Source organism: Bradyrhizobium sp. HKCCYLRH3061, assembly GCF_051168015.1.
Taxonomy (GTDB): domain Bacteria; phylum Pseudomonadota; class Alphaproteobacteria; order Rhizobiales; family Xanthobacteraceae; genus Bradyrhizobium.
On the sequence record NZ_JBNPUE010000002.1, the window covers coordinates 577,801 to 593,062 of the forward strand.

Annotated in this window: 13 protein-coding genes; 4 read left to right on the forward strand and 9 right to left on the reverse strand. The window is 66.2% G+C overall.

From position 1 onward, the window contains the following. Nucleotides 1-4: 4 nt before the first annotated feature. The 3 genes from ACQR2C_RS06605 to ACQR2C_RS06615 all read right to left on the reverse strand — a co-directional run bounded on the left by ACQR2C_RS06605 (nucleotide 5) and on the right by ACQR2C_RS06615 (nucleotide 3,580). Nucleotides 5-1,123: a DUF2336 domain-containing protein gene (locus ACQR2C_RS06605; RefSeq protein ID WP_434880739.1), complete on the reverse strand. Its 1,119-nt coding sequence runs from the start codon at nucleotides 1,121-1,123 to the stop codon at nucleotides 5-7. 155 nt (nucleotides 1,124-1,278) lie between these two features. Further along, on the reverse strand, nucleotides 1,279-2,124 hold the full coding sequence (locus ACQR2C_RS06610) for a hypothetical protein (RefSeq protein WP_434880740.1): 846 nt from the start codon (nucleotides 2,122-2,124) through the stop codon (nucleotides 1,279-1,281). Between the two features lie 256 nt (nucleotides 2,125-2,380). Continuing rightward, nucleotides 2,381-3,580 carry a TrmJ/YjtD family RNA methyltransferase gene (locus ACQR2C_RS06615; protein ID WP_434880741.1) on the reverse strand — a complete coding sequence of 400 codons (1,200 nt, stop codon included), beginning with the start codon at nucleotides 3,578-3,580 and terminating at the stop codon, nucleotides 2,381-2,383. A gap of 300 nt (nucleotides 3,581-3,880) precedes the next feature. Between ACQR2C_RS06615 and ACQR2C_RS06620 the strand changes: the two genes are divergently transcribed. Both ACQR2C_RS06620 and ACQR2C_RS06625 read left to right on the forward strand, forming a co-directional pair. Then, nucleotides 3,881-5,095 (forward strand): NADP-dependent isocitrate dehydrogenase, encoded by a 1,215-nt coding sequence (locus ACQR2C_RS06620; protein WP_434880742.1) that lies wholly within the window; start codon nucleotides 3,881-3,883, stop codon nucleotides 5,093-5,095. A gap of 96 nt (nucleotides 5,096-5,191) precedes the next feature. Further along, nucleotides 5,192-5,692 carry a DUF3455 domain-containing protein gene (locus tag ACQR2C_RS06625; protein WP_315801223.1) on the forward strand — a complete coding sequence of 167 codons (501 nt, stop codon included), beginning with the start codon at nucleotides 5,192-5,194 and terminating at the stop codon, nucleotides 5,690-5,692. Between the two features lie 6 nt (nucleotides 5,693-5,698). Here ACQR2C_RS06625 and ACQR2C_RS06630 read toward each other — a convergent pair whose 3' ends face one another. Then, nucleotides 5,699-7,357 (reverse strand): copper resistance D family protein, encoded by a 1,659-nt coding sequence (locus ACQR2C_RS06630; RefSeq protein WP_434880743.1) that lies wholly within the window; start codon nucleotides 7,355-7,357, stop codon nucleotides 5,699-5,701. A gap of 2 nt (nucleotides 7,358-7,359) precedes the next feature. Beyond that, entirely contained in the window at nucleotides 7,360-7,725 is a 366-nt protein-coding gene (locus tag ACQR2C_RS06635) for a copper resistance CopC family protein (RefSeq protein ID WP_434880744.1), read from the reverse strand. 313 nt (nucleotides 7,726-8,038) lie between these two features. Between ACQR2C_RS06635 and ilvD the strand changes: the two genes are divergently transcribed. Then, a complete protein-coding gene (gene ilvD / locus ACQR2C_RS06640) occupies nucleotides 8,039-9,880 on the forward strand; it encodes a dihydroxy-acid dehydratase (RefSeq protein ID WP_434880745.1) in 1,842 nt (613 codons plus the stop codon). 286 nt (nucleotides 9,881-10,166) lie between these two features. Then, complete coding sequence (locus ACQR2C_RS06645; protein WP_315801228.1) at nucleotides 10,167-10,670, forward strand: hypothetical protein; 504 nt, start codon at nucleotides 10,167-10,169, stop codon at nucleotides 10,668-10,670. Nucleotides 10,671-10,775: 105 nt separating this feature from the next. Here the strand turns inward: ACQR2C_RS06645 and ACQR2C_RS06650 are convergent, their stop codons facing one another. The 4 genes from ACQR2C_RS06650 to ACQR2C_RS06665 all read right to left on the reverse strand — a co-directional run bounded on the left by ACQR2C_RS06650 (nucleotide 10,776) and on the right by ACQR2C_RS06665 (nucleotide 15,251). Beyond that, nucleotides 10,776-11,804, reverse strand: coding sequence for a fatty acid desaturase (locus tag ACQR2C_RS06650; RefSeq protein WP_434880773.1), 1,029 nt, complete (start codon nucleotides 11,802-11,804; stop codon nucleotides 10,776-10,778). Between the two features lie 616 nt (nucleotides 11,805-12,420). After that, entirely contained in the window at nucleotides 12,421-13,503 is a 1,083-nt protein-coding gene (locus tag ACQR2C_RS06655) for an AI-2E family transporter (protein ID WP_316238789.1), read from the reverse strand. Between the two features lie 481 nt (nucleotides 13,504-13,984). Next, nucleotides 13,985-14,758, reverse strand: a complete 774-nt coding sequence (locus tag ACQR2C_RS06660; RefSeq protein ID WP_434848820.1) for a COG4705 family protein — start codon at nucleotides 14,756-14,758, stop codon at nucleotides 13,985-13,987. A gap of 94 nt (nucleotides 14,759-14,852) precedes the next feature. Then, a complete protein-coding gene (locus tag ACQR2C_RS06665) occupies nucleotides 14,853-15,251 on the reverse strand; it encodes a hypothetical protein (RefSeq protein WP_434848819.1) in 399 nt (132 codons plus the stop codon). Nucleotides 15,252-15,262 lie beyond the last annotated feature (11 nt).

The window sequence follows — 15,262 nt, forward strand, 5'->3', positions numbered from 1 at the left end:
AGGTTCAATACGCCGCCGCGCGCGGCGTGGACGCCTTGCCGCCTTTGCCCGGATTCTTGCGGGACTGATAGAATTCGAGCACGCTGCGCGACGTCTGCGACTGGAGCTTGGCATAGTCACGCTCCAGCTCCTGCAATTCACCGGCCGTGATGCGATGTTCGCGGGCACCGAGGAAGGCGAGCGCCATCATCGTATCCCAGGTGAAGCCGAGCGCCTTGGCGAGCATCAGCAGCATCTCTCGGTTACGGTCGAACAAGGCGCGCTCGACGACGTCGACCGGCAGTCCCGACAGCAGCGCGAGGCCGATCGTCACCTCCTCGACCTTGTGCGCCGTCGCATAGCTGGCGATGGTGCTCTCGTGCAGATTGCCGAGGCGGTGCTGGATCGTCACGGTGCGCTTGGCGACGAAGTAGTTGCGCGAGCCGGGCCCGAACTTCGACTGCAGGTCGCCGGCGATGTTGGCGACCGAGCTGTTGATTTCACCGAGCAGTTCAGGGCGCTCGCCGGCCAGCCGCTTGCCGACATCGTCCGAGGCCTTGGCGATGAGCTGCTGGAACAGATGGCGCGGGATGTCGAGCCGACGGCCGAGATGCTCGGCGAGGATCGAGTCGTTCTCGGCGCGCTTGACCATGTGCAGGAATCCGGCGCCGGAGAACTGGGCGCCCTGGTTGCGCGCCACCGCCGTGGCGACGGCGCGGTCGCCGCGCGTCGCCAGCACATCGGTCACCGCCGGGCTCAGCGTTCGGCGTTCGGCGATCGCGAGCAGATGGTCCTGGCTCTTGGTGCTGGCGTTCTCGACCAGCGTGGCGTCATCGAGCCGCTCGGATTCGCGCAGCACCGGGCCGGCGACCCAGATCTCGTCGTCGAAGGCGAGCTTGCGGATGACGCTGGCCGGTGAATATTCGATCCTGGCGAGGCGATCGGCGAGTTTGGCGCGCGCTTCGACCTCGATCTCGTCAGCCAGCCGGCCGATGACCTCGCCGAAGGTGGCGATCTCCTCCTCGCAGTACCGTCCCGCGATCAGCAGGTCGGTCGCATGCCACAGCGCGCGCTCCCGGCTGTCGGCGGTCCCCCGCGCGATCGCATCCTCGAGGTCCCGCAACACCGATCTGGTTTCGTTCATGATGAAAGGCCGCACCGCTGCAACAATGGAAGGGCAATGCGCAGATCATACCGTTCGAACCCGAGCGTTCCGTAACCCGCCGCGTGCGGATTTGACCGGGCATTTTCACTCAAATGCGCGCGTGCGCGTTAAGCATGCGCGCACGCGCATGCTGTCTACGGCATGACGTGGAGCGCGCGCGCCTCTGCCTCGGCGACCGACCGTTCGCGCGACGTCCACCGGCACTCGGCGAGAGCCCGGTCGATCAGCTGCATGGCGTCGCCCTCGCGACCCTGGTGGAGCATCAACTCGCCGGCGAAGAAGTTCGCCTCGCAGCGCCGTGCCTGGCGCGTGGCGGGAGCACCGCGGTCCGCCGCCGCAAGCACGGCCTCTGGCGTTTCCTGGCCGAGAAACAGGCGAACGATCGGCGCCGGCCATTTGCCCATGTCGAGCCGCTTGGCGTGGTCGGCGAGCTCGCTCGCGAGCCCGGCACGGCGGCGCGCCAGGTCCAGCCACAAGGCCGCATCGGCATTGTTGGGATCGATCTCGCTGAGCCATCGGAAGTCGTCCTGCGACTGCTCCAGGAGACCCGCCTGGAAGCTTGCGATCCCCAGCGCGCGATAGGCTTGCGCGCGGTAGCCATTGCGACCGAACGCCCGCCCGAAACCCGACCCCGGCTGCGGCTCGCTCTCGCGCAGATCGGGGCCGGCGCGATCGAATGCGGCAAGAAGACCGGCCGAGGACTGCTCGATGACGATCTTGTAGTCGTCGATCGCATGCTCGACATCTCCCTTGCGGAAATAGGCGCCGGCGCGTGCGAAACGGGCTTCGATCACCTGCGGCGTCGCCGGCTTGCCGTGCTCGATCACGACAGTGCAGCCGGCGATGCGCTCGTCGGCGCCGAGATCGGCCGCGGTCGTACACCGCTTCGGTGCCGCCGCCTCGGCGCTCGCCGACAAGCCGAAGATCGAACCGATGATCAACGCACCACTCAAAAACGAGCGCCATCGTCGCGTAGCCATGAATGCCCCCTTAGGTCTTGCTCTTTGTGCTGCGATCTAACCAGAACCGATCGGACGAACCACAATCTGGAATTGCGTTCGCAAATCATCGTTCAGCCGGTGTAAACGGGATGGCAGACTCGAGGCCCGCCGGGGCGCGGATGAATTGCCAGGGCCGTGTGAGCCGCGCGACAACTCAATCGACAATTGCGCGCGATGGACGTATGCGCGAAGCCATTGATAGCCGCCACGCGGCTCGCGACGCGACCGTCGGCGACTACTTGGCTGCGCCGATCAGCGCCTGCAGCCGCACCAGCTCGGCCTCCAGATTCGCCTCGACATCCGCGGCCTTCACCTCGGTGACGCGATAGTCGCGGCTTTCCAGCCATGCCCGCCGTGCGCTGCGATCGGCGACGACGCCCTCGCTCTCGTCGGGGCCGACGAGCTCGATGGCCAGGCGGTGGATGAAGGAGACGAAGTCGGGGATGTGGCGGCCGACCGGGGTCTGGCGCTTGAACTGGCCGGCGAAGCGGCGGTCGCGCGACAGCGCGTGCCACAGCGCCCGCTCGGCGTCGGTGGGATTGCGGCGGAGCAGCCGCGCCAGCCCGCGCAGCGAGCCGCGCGAATCCGGCAGGTTGGCGACGGTACCCTGCTCGGCGATCAGCGCGCGCAGCCGCGTCGCCTGCTCGCTGTCGAGCACGCCGCCCTTGGCCGGTCCCTTGCGTCCCTCGGCGATCGCCATCACCACGCCGTGCAGGGTGTGGATGTCCTGCCGCGACGGCTCCATGCGGAAGAAGATGTTGCGCAGGTTGACCAGCATGGTCTCGCGCTTCTCCGGCGGGCGCAGGAATTCGACCCGGTCGAGCTCGCGCACCAGGTTCTCGAAGAACGCTTCCATCTGCCCCTGGCTGGCGCGCTCCGAGCGTTCGGGCATGGCGAAGGGCAGCGCGCCCGACGTCACCAGCTTGAACCACTCATAGCCCATCAGCAGCACGGCCTGCGCGAGGTTCAGCGAGGCAAAACCCGGATTGACCGGATAGGTGATGATGCGGTTGGCGCGGGCGACCTCCTCGTTGGTCAGCCCCGCCCGCTCGCGGCCGAACAGGATGCCGGCGCGGCCGCCGGCGGCAATCTGGCCCTGCATCTCCCGCGCGGCCGCCTCCGGGCCCATCACCGGCTTGGCCTGGTCGTGGGCGCGGGCGGTGGTGGCAAACACCAGGTCGAGGTCGGCGATCGCCTCCGGCAGGGTGTCGAACAGCCGGACATGATCGATGATGTGGTCGGCCCCGGCGGCGGCCCGCTGGGCGGCGATGTTCGGCCAGCCGTCGCGCGGGTTGACCAGTCGCAGCTCGGACAACGCAAAATTGCCCATGGCGCGCGCGGCCATGCCGATGTTCTCGCCGAGCTGCGGCTCGACCAGGATCACCACCGGGCCCGTGATCTCCAATCCCGCCTTCGTCTTGTCGGTGCCCGACACGCTCGATCCTCGACTTCCAGATCCGGTTGAAGCGCGCCCGCGCGCCCTGCCCGCTCCGTTGGCCCGGCTGGCGAGAATTCTCAAGCAAAATAATCGGCTTAGCCAAGAATTTTACGGTTTGCGCGAAACCGCAGCCGGCCGCCTCGCCGCCGTCGCCCACCGCATGAGCGGGCTGCGAAAATCAGCACCGGACGCATACCGGGTGCGCTTCCGCCCGCGGTGCAGCAGTGCTATGACGCGCTTGATTTCACAAGCGCTTTCCATTCCTGGCGCGCTGTTCCCAAGAAGGCCCCATCGATCATGGCAAAAATCAAGGTGACCAACCCGGTCGTCGAGCTCGACGGCGACGAGATGACGCGGATCATCTGGCAGTACATCAAGGACAAGCTGATCAACCCGTTCCTTGACATCGATCTGCAGTATTTCGACCTGGGGATGGAGAGCCGCGACAAGACCAACGACCAGATCACGATCGATGCCGCCAACGCCATCAAGAAGGTCGGCGTCGGCGTCAAGTGCGCCACCATCACCCCGGATGAGGCCCGGGTGAAGGAGTTCGGCCTCAAGGAGATGTGGAAGTCGCCGAACGGCACCATCCGCAACATCCTCGGCGGCGTCGTGTTCCGCGAGCCGATCATCTGCAAGAACGTGCCGCGCCTGGTCCCCGGCTGGACCAAGCCGATCATCATCGGCCGCCACGCCTATGGCGACCAGTACCGCGCCACCGACTTCAAGTTCCCCGGCAAGGGCGTGCTGACGATGAAGTTCGTCGGCGACGACGGCACCGTGATCGAGAAGGAAGTCTTTAGGGCGCCCGGCGCCGGCGTCGCGATGGAGATGTACAACCTCGACGAGTCGATCTACGACTTCGCCCGCGCCTCGCTCAACATGGGCCTCGCCACGAACTACTCGGTCTACCTGTCGACCAAGAACACCATCCTCAAGGTCTATGACGGCCGCTTCAAGGACATCTTCCAGGAGGTGTACGACAAGGAGTTCAAGGACAAGTTCGAGGCCAAGAAGATCACCTACGAGCACCGCCTGATCGACGACATGGTCGCCGCGGCGCTGAAATGGTCGGGCGGCTATGTCTGGGCCTGCAAGAACTATGACGGCGACGTGCAGTCCGACACGGTGGCCCAGGGCTACGGCTCGCTCGGCCTGATGACCTCGGTGCTGATGACCCCGGACGGCCAGACCGTCGAGGCTGAGGCCGCCCACGGCACGGTGACCCGTCACTTCCGCGAGCACCAGAAGGGCAAGGAGACCTCGACCAACTCGATCGCCTCGATCTTCGCCTGGACCCGCGGCCTGTCGCATCGCGCCAAGCTCGACAACAATGCCGAGCTGGCGAAGTTCGCCGCCACCCTGGAGAAGGTCTGCGTCGACACCGTCGAGTCCGGCTACATGACCAAGGACCTCGCGCTGCTGGTCGGCGCCGACCAGCGCTGGCTGTCAACCACCGGCTTCCTCGACAAGATCGCCGAGAACCTGACCAAGGCGATGGCGGCGTAAGTTTCCCCACTTTCGCCTTCTGGTTTCGTCACCTATCAACGGGCCGCGCCACCAGCGCGGCCCGTTTCATTTTCTGCTGTCACCGAGGACTTGACCATGCGCGTGATCCCGACGCTTTCGCTGCTGCTGCTCGGCGCCGTCCCCGTCCAGGCCGCCGAGCCCACGATCCCGGACGCCCTGGTCGCCGCCGGCGAGAAGCCGGTGCTGACGCTGCACGCCGAGGGCGCGCAGGTCTACGACTGCAAAGCGGACAAGGACGGCAAGCTCGCCTGGACGTTCCGCGAGCCGATCGCGACCCTGCTCGCGGACGGCAAGACGGTCGGCCGGCACTACGCCGGCCCGAGCTGGGAGCATCAGGACGGCTCGATCGTCGGCGGCCGCGTGCAGGGCACCGCGGTCGGCGCCACCGACAACGACATCCCCTGGCTGAAGCTCGAGGTCGTCTCCCATCGCGGCGCAAAGGGCGTGCTCTCGGATGTGACCACCGTGCAGCGGATCAACACGGCCGGCGGCAAGCTTGCGGGCGCCTGCGACACCGCCGGTCAATTCCGCAGCGTCGCCTATTCCGCGGACTATGTGTTCCTGAAGAAGGAGTGAGGCGCCTCACGCCTCGCGATAATCCAGCAGGATCAGCCCGACCAGCACGAACGCCACCGGCCACACCCAGGCGGCCGCGCGGCTGATCCTGCCGTCCATGCGCAGCTCCAGCCAGCGCGCCCAGCCGGCGGTGATGCCGCACAGCGCCAGCGGCGTGTGGCTCATCTCGATCAGCAGCTGGTCCTTGATGTTGGCGATGGCGTGCGAGTGCGTCATCAGCAGCGCGCCGCCGACGGCCACCGTCAGCGGAAACACCAGCGCCGCGCGCCCTGCCTGCTGCCCGCGCAGCCGCACGCGCCATTCGAACAGGCCGAACAGGATGATCAGCACCACGAACAGCCGGTGCTGCGCCACTTCGGGGTCGCGCAAGGAGGCGAAGAAGCCGATCGGTCCGAGCGGCCAGGCCATCTCGTCGGCGCGCAGGAACAGAAACGCGGCCATCACCAGGAACAAGAGCGGCCAATGCCGCGCCCACCGGCCCCAGGAGAAGCGCTCGATCAGCGCCAGCAGGCCGATCAGCACCACGAAGATGCCGGCCCAATGGTGGTTGTATTCCGACCAGGCGATGTCGGCGGCGCTGCGCGGCAGGATCACGCCCTCGCCCGGGACATAGGCCGGCGGTGCCGTCATGCGCTGCGCGTCGGCGGCATCGATCTTCGCCTGCAACTGCGAGATCGTAAGCTGATCGACCGAGGGGCTCGTCAACCGCGGCCATTGCGGCGCGGCGCGATCGACGATCTCGGCCCAGCTCAGGCGGTCCTGGCTGAGATCGATGCCGGGCGGCAGCGAGGTCAGCGAGCCGGCCGTGAGCAGCACCGTCAGCCCGATGCCGAGCTCGACCTCGACGAAGCGCTTCATCCGCAAGAGCGGTGCTGTGGGATCACGGCGGCGCAAACGTTCGACGGCGAAGAAGTTGCCCGCCCCGAGCGCGAGCAGCATCAGCAGCATCGCGACCTTGGCCGACATCATCACGCCATAGGCGGTGCCGTAGATCGCTGCGAACGAGCCGAGATAGGCGATCGCCATCACCGTGCCGCCGAGCACGATCGCCGCCACCGAGACCATCGAGATCAGCGAATAGCGCCGGCCGATCAACCGCTGGTCGCTGTCCGCCTTGCAGCCATTCAGCGCCATCAGGAAATACGGCAGGCCGCCGATCCAGATTCCGGCACCGAGCATGTGCAGGAAGTCGGCCGCGAGCAGCGGCCAACGCGCCTCGAGCCGGCTCGCCGCATGCGTCAGGTTGAGCTGCAGCAGCAGCGCCGCGACGGCCAGCACGGCCAGCGCCACGACGCGCCAGGCGGCCCAGGTGCCGGTCCGGGCGAGCACGGCGATGCCGAGCGCGCAGGCGGCAACGGCCATGCCGGAGCGCGCGAAATCCGCGCCCGCCGCCGCGCCGAACGACAGATCGAGCGTCCCGATCAGCGCTCCCATGTTGACTGCGAGCGAGGCCAGCACGACCGCGAACCAGCCGAATGCGCTGCGGCGCAGGAAGCGCTGGCTGCGCTTCCCGACCACGATCGCGTCAGCGGACAGCCCTTGCCGTAGCGGGCGCAGCAGCAACAGCAGAAATGCCAAGCCGCCGATGGTGAAGGACTGGGCCAGCAGGGTCAGGCCGCGCAGCACCACCGAGAGATAGCCGAAGATGTCGAGCAACAGCGACACGGCTAGCGCACGGTGAAGGGAATGTCGCCACGGGTGATGTGGCCATCGACGCTGAGCACCTGCCATTGCAGATGCCAGGCGCCGGGGCTCAGCGCCCTGGCCTCGGCGTCGATCTCGTCGGCCGGCGCGTCGCCGGCCGGCGTGAGCGCCTGCTCGGCGCCGTCGGGCGCGCGCAGCTTCAGCCGCGAGCGGGCGTGATCGATGCGGCTGTTGAAGCGCAGCCGGATCAGTGTCGGCTGCTTCTCGATGGTCCCGCCCGCCGCGGGCTGCGACGAGACGATGATAGCATGGGCCGAGGCGGCGCCGGGGGCGGCCAGAAGCAGCGCGGCAAGGGTCGGCAGGTGACGGAATCGGATGACGGACGACATGGGACGCGCGGGCGGAGGCTGCGGCGGGAACGTTCGGGCTGGACCGGGTCGAACAAAACTCTACCGTTCAAATCTAAGCGCCCTTCCTGTTCCCCGCGTAGCCACAAAGTCGTGACTGCGCCGAACGGGGACCTGCGGCTGTGGACAGCCGCGCGCCGGCCCTGCCCGCGGAGCATCCCGGAACGGCGAAATTTAGGGTCGAATCATCAAGCACTTCGCTGTATGCCTCGCCGCATCATTGCCGTCTGTCCGGCCCGGCCTGCCGGCCCGCAGACCAACATTGCCCTTCGAGGAACGCCTGAGGAAACCCGTCATGCCCGCCTATCGCTCCCGCACCTCCACCCATGGCCGCAACATGGCCGGCGCCCGCGGCCTGTGGCGCGCCACCGGCATGACCAACGAGGATTTCGGCAAGCCGATCATCGCCGTCGTCAACTCCTTCACCCAGTTCGTGCCGGGCCATGTCCACCTCAAGGACCTCGGCCAGCTGGTCGCCCGCGAGATCGAGAAGGCCGGCGGCGTCGCCAAGGAGTTCAACACGATCGCGGTCGATGACGGCATCGCGATGGGCCATGACGGCATGCTCTACAGCCTGCCCTCGCGCGAGCTGATCGCCGACAGCACCGAATACATGGTCAACGCGCATTGCGCCGACGCCATGGTCTGCATCTCCAACTGCGACAAGATCACGCCCGGCATGCTGATGGCCGCGATGCGCCTCAACATCCCCGCGGTGTTCGTCTCGGGCGGCCCGATGGAGGCCGGCAAGGTCAACATCGAGGGCAAGCTGCGCAAGGTCGATCTGATCGATGCGATGATCGTGGCCGCCGACGACAAGGTCTCGGACGCCGACGTCGAAGTGATGGAGCGCTCGGCCTGCCCGACCTGCGGCTCCTGCTCCGGCATGTTCACGGCCAACTCCATGAACTGCCTGACCGAGGCGCTCGGCCTGTCGCTGCCCGGCAACGGCTCGGTGCTGGCGACGCATGCCGACCGCCGCGGCCTGTTCGTCGAGGCCGGTCACCTGATCGTCGATCTCGCCCGCCGCTATTACGAGCAGGACGATGCGTCCGTGCTCCCGCGCTCGATCGCCAACTTCAAGGCGTTCGAGAACGCGATGAGCATGGACATCGCGATGGGCGGCTCGACCAACACCGTGCTGCATCTGCTCGCCGCCGCGCATGAGGGCGAGATCCCGTTCACGATGACCGACATCGATCGCCTGTCGCGCAAGGTCCCCTGCCTGTGCAAGGTCGCTCCCGCCGTGGCCGACGTGCACATGGAGGACGTGCACCGCGCCGGCGGCGTGATGGGCATCCTCGGCGAGCTCGCCCGCGCCGGCCTGCTGCACACCGAATTGCCGAGCGTCCATTCGGCCTCGCTGGCATCAGCGCTGGAGCGCTGGGACATCCGCAGCACGGCGAGCGGGAGCGTCAAGAACTTCTACATGGCCGCCCCCGGCGGCGTGCCGACGCAGGTCGCGTTCAGCCAGGACCGCCGCTACCAGGAGCTCGATCTCGACCGCGAGAAGGGCTGCATCCGCGACATGGAGCACGCCTATTCCAATGATGGCGGCCTGGCCGTGCTGACCGGCAACATCGCGCGCGACGGCTGCATCGTGAAGACCGCGGGCGTCGATGCCTCGATCCTGAAGTTCTCGGGTCCTGCGCGCGTGATGGAGAGCCAGGACGCCGCGGTCGAAGCGATCCTCACCAACAAGATCAAGGCCGGCGACATCGTCGTCATCATCTATGAGGGCCCGCGGGGCGGCCCAGGCATGCAGGAGATGCTGTATCCGACCAGCTATCTGAAGTCGAAGGGCCTCGGCAAGGCGTGCGCGTTGATCACCGACGGCCGCTTCTCCGGCGGCACCTCGGGGCTGTCGATCGGCCATGTCTCTCCGGAAGCCGCCGAGGGCGGCCTGATCGGCCTGGTGCAGGACGGCGACCGCATCGAGATCGACATCCCCAACCGCACCATCCATCTCGCAGTGTCGGATGAGGAGCTCGCCCGGCGCCGCGCCGCGATGGAGGCCCGGGGGGACCAGGCCTGGAAGCCGGCCAAGCGCGCCCGCAAGGTCTCGACCGCGCTGAAGGCCTACGCCGCGTTCGCCTCAAGCGCCGCGAAGGGCGCCGTGCGCGTGGTGAAGGATTGAGCCTTTAGCCCGCAGGACCGAGAAAGCATCTGCCTTCGCTCGACAGAGTGAAGGCAGATGCGTGCCTGCCGTCCTACTATGAGGCCGATTACTACGACCGACGGGCGGTGGGCACGGCGCGTCCGCTGACACTCCGCACCAGCCTTTTACTCAATCTGAAATTGCATTCAACTCGTGATGGTTGATTCAGGTCAACGCCCGATCTAGCGCCGTGCCGATACTGTGTCAGCATAGGGCCGCACGCGTCCCGGCGGTCACGTCCGGCCCGCATGGATGGGAGACGATCATGTCACAACAGCCGCTCCTCGACGAGCCGCGCCTCGCCTACCAGATCATCGTCACTGCGCCGGGCACGAAATCGCAGAACTGGCACGGCGTGCTGTACGATCAGAAGGGCGAGCCCGTGACGATCGCCGCCGGCGCGACGGTCAAGACCGGCGTCGGCGTGTTCGTCGGCGTCCCCGAGAACCGTCCTTTTCATCCCTTTGGTGCGATCCACGCCGACACCATTGCCTGGATGAAGACGGCGCAGGGCAACGTCATCATGGACACCGAGCCCTGGGCCTACCGGCTTCATGTCGGCGCGGAAGGCTCCAAGAACGAAGGCTGGCAGGGCGAGTTGCTGCATGGTCGGGGTGTGGTCGGGCCCCAGCCCGGCAAGTTTGAAACGCCGATGGGACCGTTCATCTGGTTGGAACGGACTCACCCCTGGGGCCTCGGCGGCTGGTTCCACGCATCCTGGTCGGCGGCCCAACGACAGGCACCGGCCAAACAAAGCGGCGCGGCCTGAGACGCGCGCGGTCGGCGCGCCTAGGTTTCCATCTGACGGCTCAACCCGCCGGGTCAGAACTTGTATGTGGGCAGGTCGCTCGCGCGCCCCTGCCTAATCTACGTACTATGGCTGTGACCCAGTGAGCTTCGGTGTCGTTGTCCGAAGCTCCAATGCTCCGGCTCCCGCTCCGGCGTCGCGGAACGACACCAGCCGGCGCTGCTTTTCGTCCCACAGCACCAGTCGGACGCAGCGCAGGCTCTCGGGCAGCGTGATGCGGCCGATCTCGCGCAGCTCGGGATGATCGCGCAGCACGACCGGCAGCCGGTAATAGGGAATTCGGCTCGAGAGATGGTGGACGTGGTGGATGCCGATGTTGGCGGTGAGCCAGTGCAGCCATGCCGGCAGGTCGTAATGTGAGCTGCCGTAGAGCGCAGCCTGCTGCTGCGTCCAGCGCTCGCCCCGCTCCCAGACGGTGTGCTCGAACTGATGCTGGACGTAGAACAGCCACACCCCGGCCATGGCGGCGAGCAGCATGATCGGGAGATGCACGACCAGGAACGCCTGGATGCCGATCAGCCACATCAGCCCGGCGACCACCAGGGCGATGCCGAGATTGGTGGCCATCGTGCTGACCCAGGGCGACCAGCCAGCCCGCATGAGACCGAACGGAAGACGGTGCTGCAGGAAGAACAGGTAAGCGGGACCGGCCACGAACATGACCAGGGGATGGCGGTAAAGCCGGTAGCGCAGCCGGGCCCAGCTCGACCGCGCCTGATATTCCCGCACGGTCAACGTATCGATATCGCCGATGCCGCGCCTGTCGAGGTTGCCGCTGCTGGCGTGGTGGATCGCATGCGTGCGCCGCCACCAGTCGTAAGGCGTCAGGGTCAGCACGCCCAGGATGCGGCCGACCCAGTCGTTCGCCTGACGCCCGGCGAAGAAGGTGCCGTGGCCGCAATCGTGCTGGATCATGAACAGACGCACCAGAAAGGCGCCGGCAGGAATCGCGATGAGCAACGACGCCCAGGCATGGCCGAGCGAGAACGCGAACCAGGCGGCCGTCCACAGCGCCACCAGCGGCACGGCCGTGATCACCAGCTCGGTCACGCTGCGCAGGCGGTTTGGCGTGCGATAGCTGCTGAGAATCTGCATCCAGTACCTTGCGTCGGCCGCCGCGCGGCCCTCGTCGTCGCCGGCGCGCAGCGTGGCGCGGTCCTTGGGCGGCACAGTCGCCATCGCGACTGGCTGATCGAACTGCAATGTCGTCTCCACCTTGTGTTCTTGGCGATCGCGCAGGGCGCGACCGCGGCCAAATAAACCCCTGCGGACCGCCGCAGGCGTTCGAAACCAGAGCTTTCGCGGATTCAACCGGGGTCGAAGCCAAATGATTCATCATGCGCCCGACGATGAGCCGGTCTGAAAGCGCAGTCTGAGACATGCCCGCAGGAGAGAGGTCAAGGGCGCGCAGAACAGAACGTAACCCGCCGGACTCCGCATTGCTAGGAGATGGCGGATTACGATCCGTTAATTCCCTCTTGTTTGCCGCGCCGATATGGCGCTGCGCCGTTTTCTTCCGGGTTATTGCGGGGTGAGCCCGGGCTCCGCAGCCGCCACTGCACGAGACGACGAGCGCAGCGATGATCCCGCCAATGACGGCCTTTTGGTGGTCATGAATCCGGGCCGGCCCCTGGCGCTTCTGCCCGGGAATGACGGGAGCAGAATTCGAGTCACCCTCACGGTGGCGGTCATCGGCCCATCGTGACGTGCCTCATCGTCCAGTACCCTGCGTGGTGTCGTGCACGAACGCCCCATCGCCGCGCGCGTCGGAGAACATGTTCCAGATCGCGATGAACATTGCGGCGATGACCGGCCCGATGATGAAGCCGTTCAGACCGAACGCCTCGATCCCGCCGAGGGTCGAGATCAGCACGACATAGTCGGGCATCTTGGTGTCCTGGCCGACCAGGAGGGGACGCAGCAGATTGTCGACAAGCCCGATCACCAAGGCGCCATAGGCGATCAGTATCACGCCGTGCCAGACCGATCCGGTGGCCAGCAGATAGAGCGCGACCGGAAACCACACCAGCCCTGCTCCGACAGCCGGAAGCAGCGACAGAAACGCCATCACGACGGCCCATAGCAGCGGCGCGGTGATGCCGAGGAACCAGAAGATCAGACCGCCCAGAGCGCCCTGCGCCAGCGCCACGACCAGATTGCCCTTCACCGTCGCGCGAATGACGACCGTGAACTTGCCCAGCAGCGCGTGCCGCTGCTCCGCGCGCAGCGGAATGGCGTTGGCGATACGCGCCGACAACGCCTCCTGATCGCGAAGCAGGAAGAACAGCAGATACAGCATGAGGAACAGATTGACGAAGAACTCGAAGGTCCCTTGGCCGATGTTCAGCGCCTGGCCCGCAATCATCTGGCTGCCTTTCAGCAGGCCGGCCGACAGCCTGTCCTTCAGTCCGGCCAGGCTGCCAAGTCCAAAACGGTTGAGGAGATCGACCACCCATGTCGGAAGCGCCTCCAGCATCTTCTGGAAATACTGCCCGAGGTCCAACTGGCCCGACTGCGCCTGGCCGTAGACACCGGAGGCCTGCTGCGCCAGCGCCGCCCCGATCAGCGACAGCGGCAGAATGACGATCAGGACGACCAGCAGTACGGCGACGGCTGCGGCAAGCCCATCTCTGCCGTGCATCGACCGCGACAATCGGCGGTGGAGGGGAGAAAACACGATGGCCCCCACGACTCCCCACAGCACGGCAGGGTAGAATGGCAGCAGGATCCAGCCGAGCATCAGCGTGATCACCACGAGCAGGAACAACAGAACTCGGTCTTCGAAGCTGCGCATGTCAACTTTCCAGTCTGGCCGCGACATCTGGACGCGTGCCGTGGTCTTTCGAGCATCGCGAGTCGGCTATCGCCGAATCCAACAGGGGTCAACGCGCGAACGCGCCATTCGGGCTCCAAGCTGGTCGCGAGATCGATGCGGCACGTTGCATGACATCCATCATCGCGTCGCGCTCATATCACGCGCGGTGTCAGGGACGCCCCCGCCTCCCCGCCGTCATTCCGGGGCAGCGGCGAGAGCGTGCGCCAAAACGCGGATTTCGCCTGAACCCTCAACAACAACGCCAATTTCAAGAGTTTCCGCGAAAAATCAATCGCTTCTGAACACCAGCAGATCAGTTCACAGGGCGGGGGTTGGCGCAGCGTAACCCGCCGAAAGCTTGGCGCGAGGAGATGGTGGATTGTGCTACGGCAATCCGCCCTGCGCGCTGCTATGAGGTCGTAGGGCGGGTCGCGCCGAAGGACTTCCGAGATGGCGTGCGTTAGACCCGGCTGCTCAAGCGCTCGCCTGGGCAGATACCGGCTCGCTGCGGGAGGAGCGCGATGCATCCGATGATCACTGCCGCCAGAATTGCCGACGCGTAGTACCGGCTGAACGCCAGCCCGCCGTTCGCGATCGGCTTGTCCAGAAAATCGCCGAGCGTCGCACCAAGCGGTCTGGTGAGAATGAACGCGGCCCAGAACAGCGTCGTGCGCGACAGCGAGGTGAAATAGTAGGCAGCGGCGATCGCCGCTAGGCCGGCGCCGAAGACGAGAGCACCGCGTTCGTAGCCGAGACCGTTGGTGTCGGCCATCCAGTCCCCAAGCGCGGTACCCAGCGTCTGAGAGAACAGAATCGATATCCAATAGAAAGCCTCGACACGCGGAGTCGAAACGGTGTTGACCGAGATTGATCCTTCCGATCGGTACCAGACGAGGAGGGAGAGCATCAACAGCGCGAAAAGGAGCGACGTGCCGCCAGCATATCCGATTCCCAACGAGCGGTCGGCAAGGTCGGCCACGGTCGTGCCGGCCGTGGTCGTGGCGATGACGACCAACCAATAGAGGAAGGGGCGAAATTTTCCTGCCGCGATCTGGGCGGCGACAACAACGAGGAAGAGGCCGATGAATATCGCGCTGCTGACCCCGTATCCAAGTCTCATCGACATCGAAGCGGCGTCGCCACCTGTCTCGCCAAGCGTCGTCGCCAAAATCTTGATGACCCAGAATATCAGGGTCACTTCCGGAACCTTGCTCGTCTCGATGCCGTCGTTCATGCGGGGATCTTTCATTTGATTGTAGATTGCTCCGGTGCGCCGGAACGTGGCGGCCCATCGCGAAATGGGCCGCCACCGGCTCTGGAGACGCGGGCTAGGCCTTCATGGAGTCCATCACCGACAGCAGGTCGGCGAGGGCCGTCTTGCACTTCGCTGCGTCGGGCTTGGTCTCGCGGACGGCTTCGAGCGCCCGGTCGATCGCCTTGTCGACGGTGTGCCAGTCGGCTGCGGAGCGCGGTTTCAGGCCCGCCTCCGACTCGTCCCACTTGGTCTCCAGATCCTTGATGCGGGTCTTGGCGCCCGAAAGGTCTCCCTTGTCGACGAGAGCCGCGACTTCGGCGGCGATGCTTCTGAAGGCGGTCAGGTCGCCGAGCTTCGACTGCGCCGCTTCCGCGCGCGACACCAGGAAAGCGCCTCCGCGGGCGACCGGGGCCAACTGGGCGATGGACAGGGCGAGGATGACTGCGGTGCTCGTGAACAGGGTCTTCTTCATTGTTACACTCC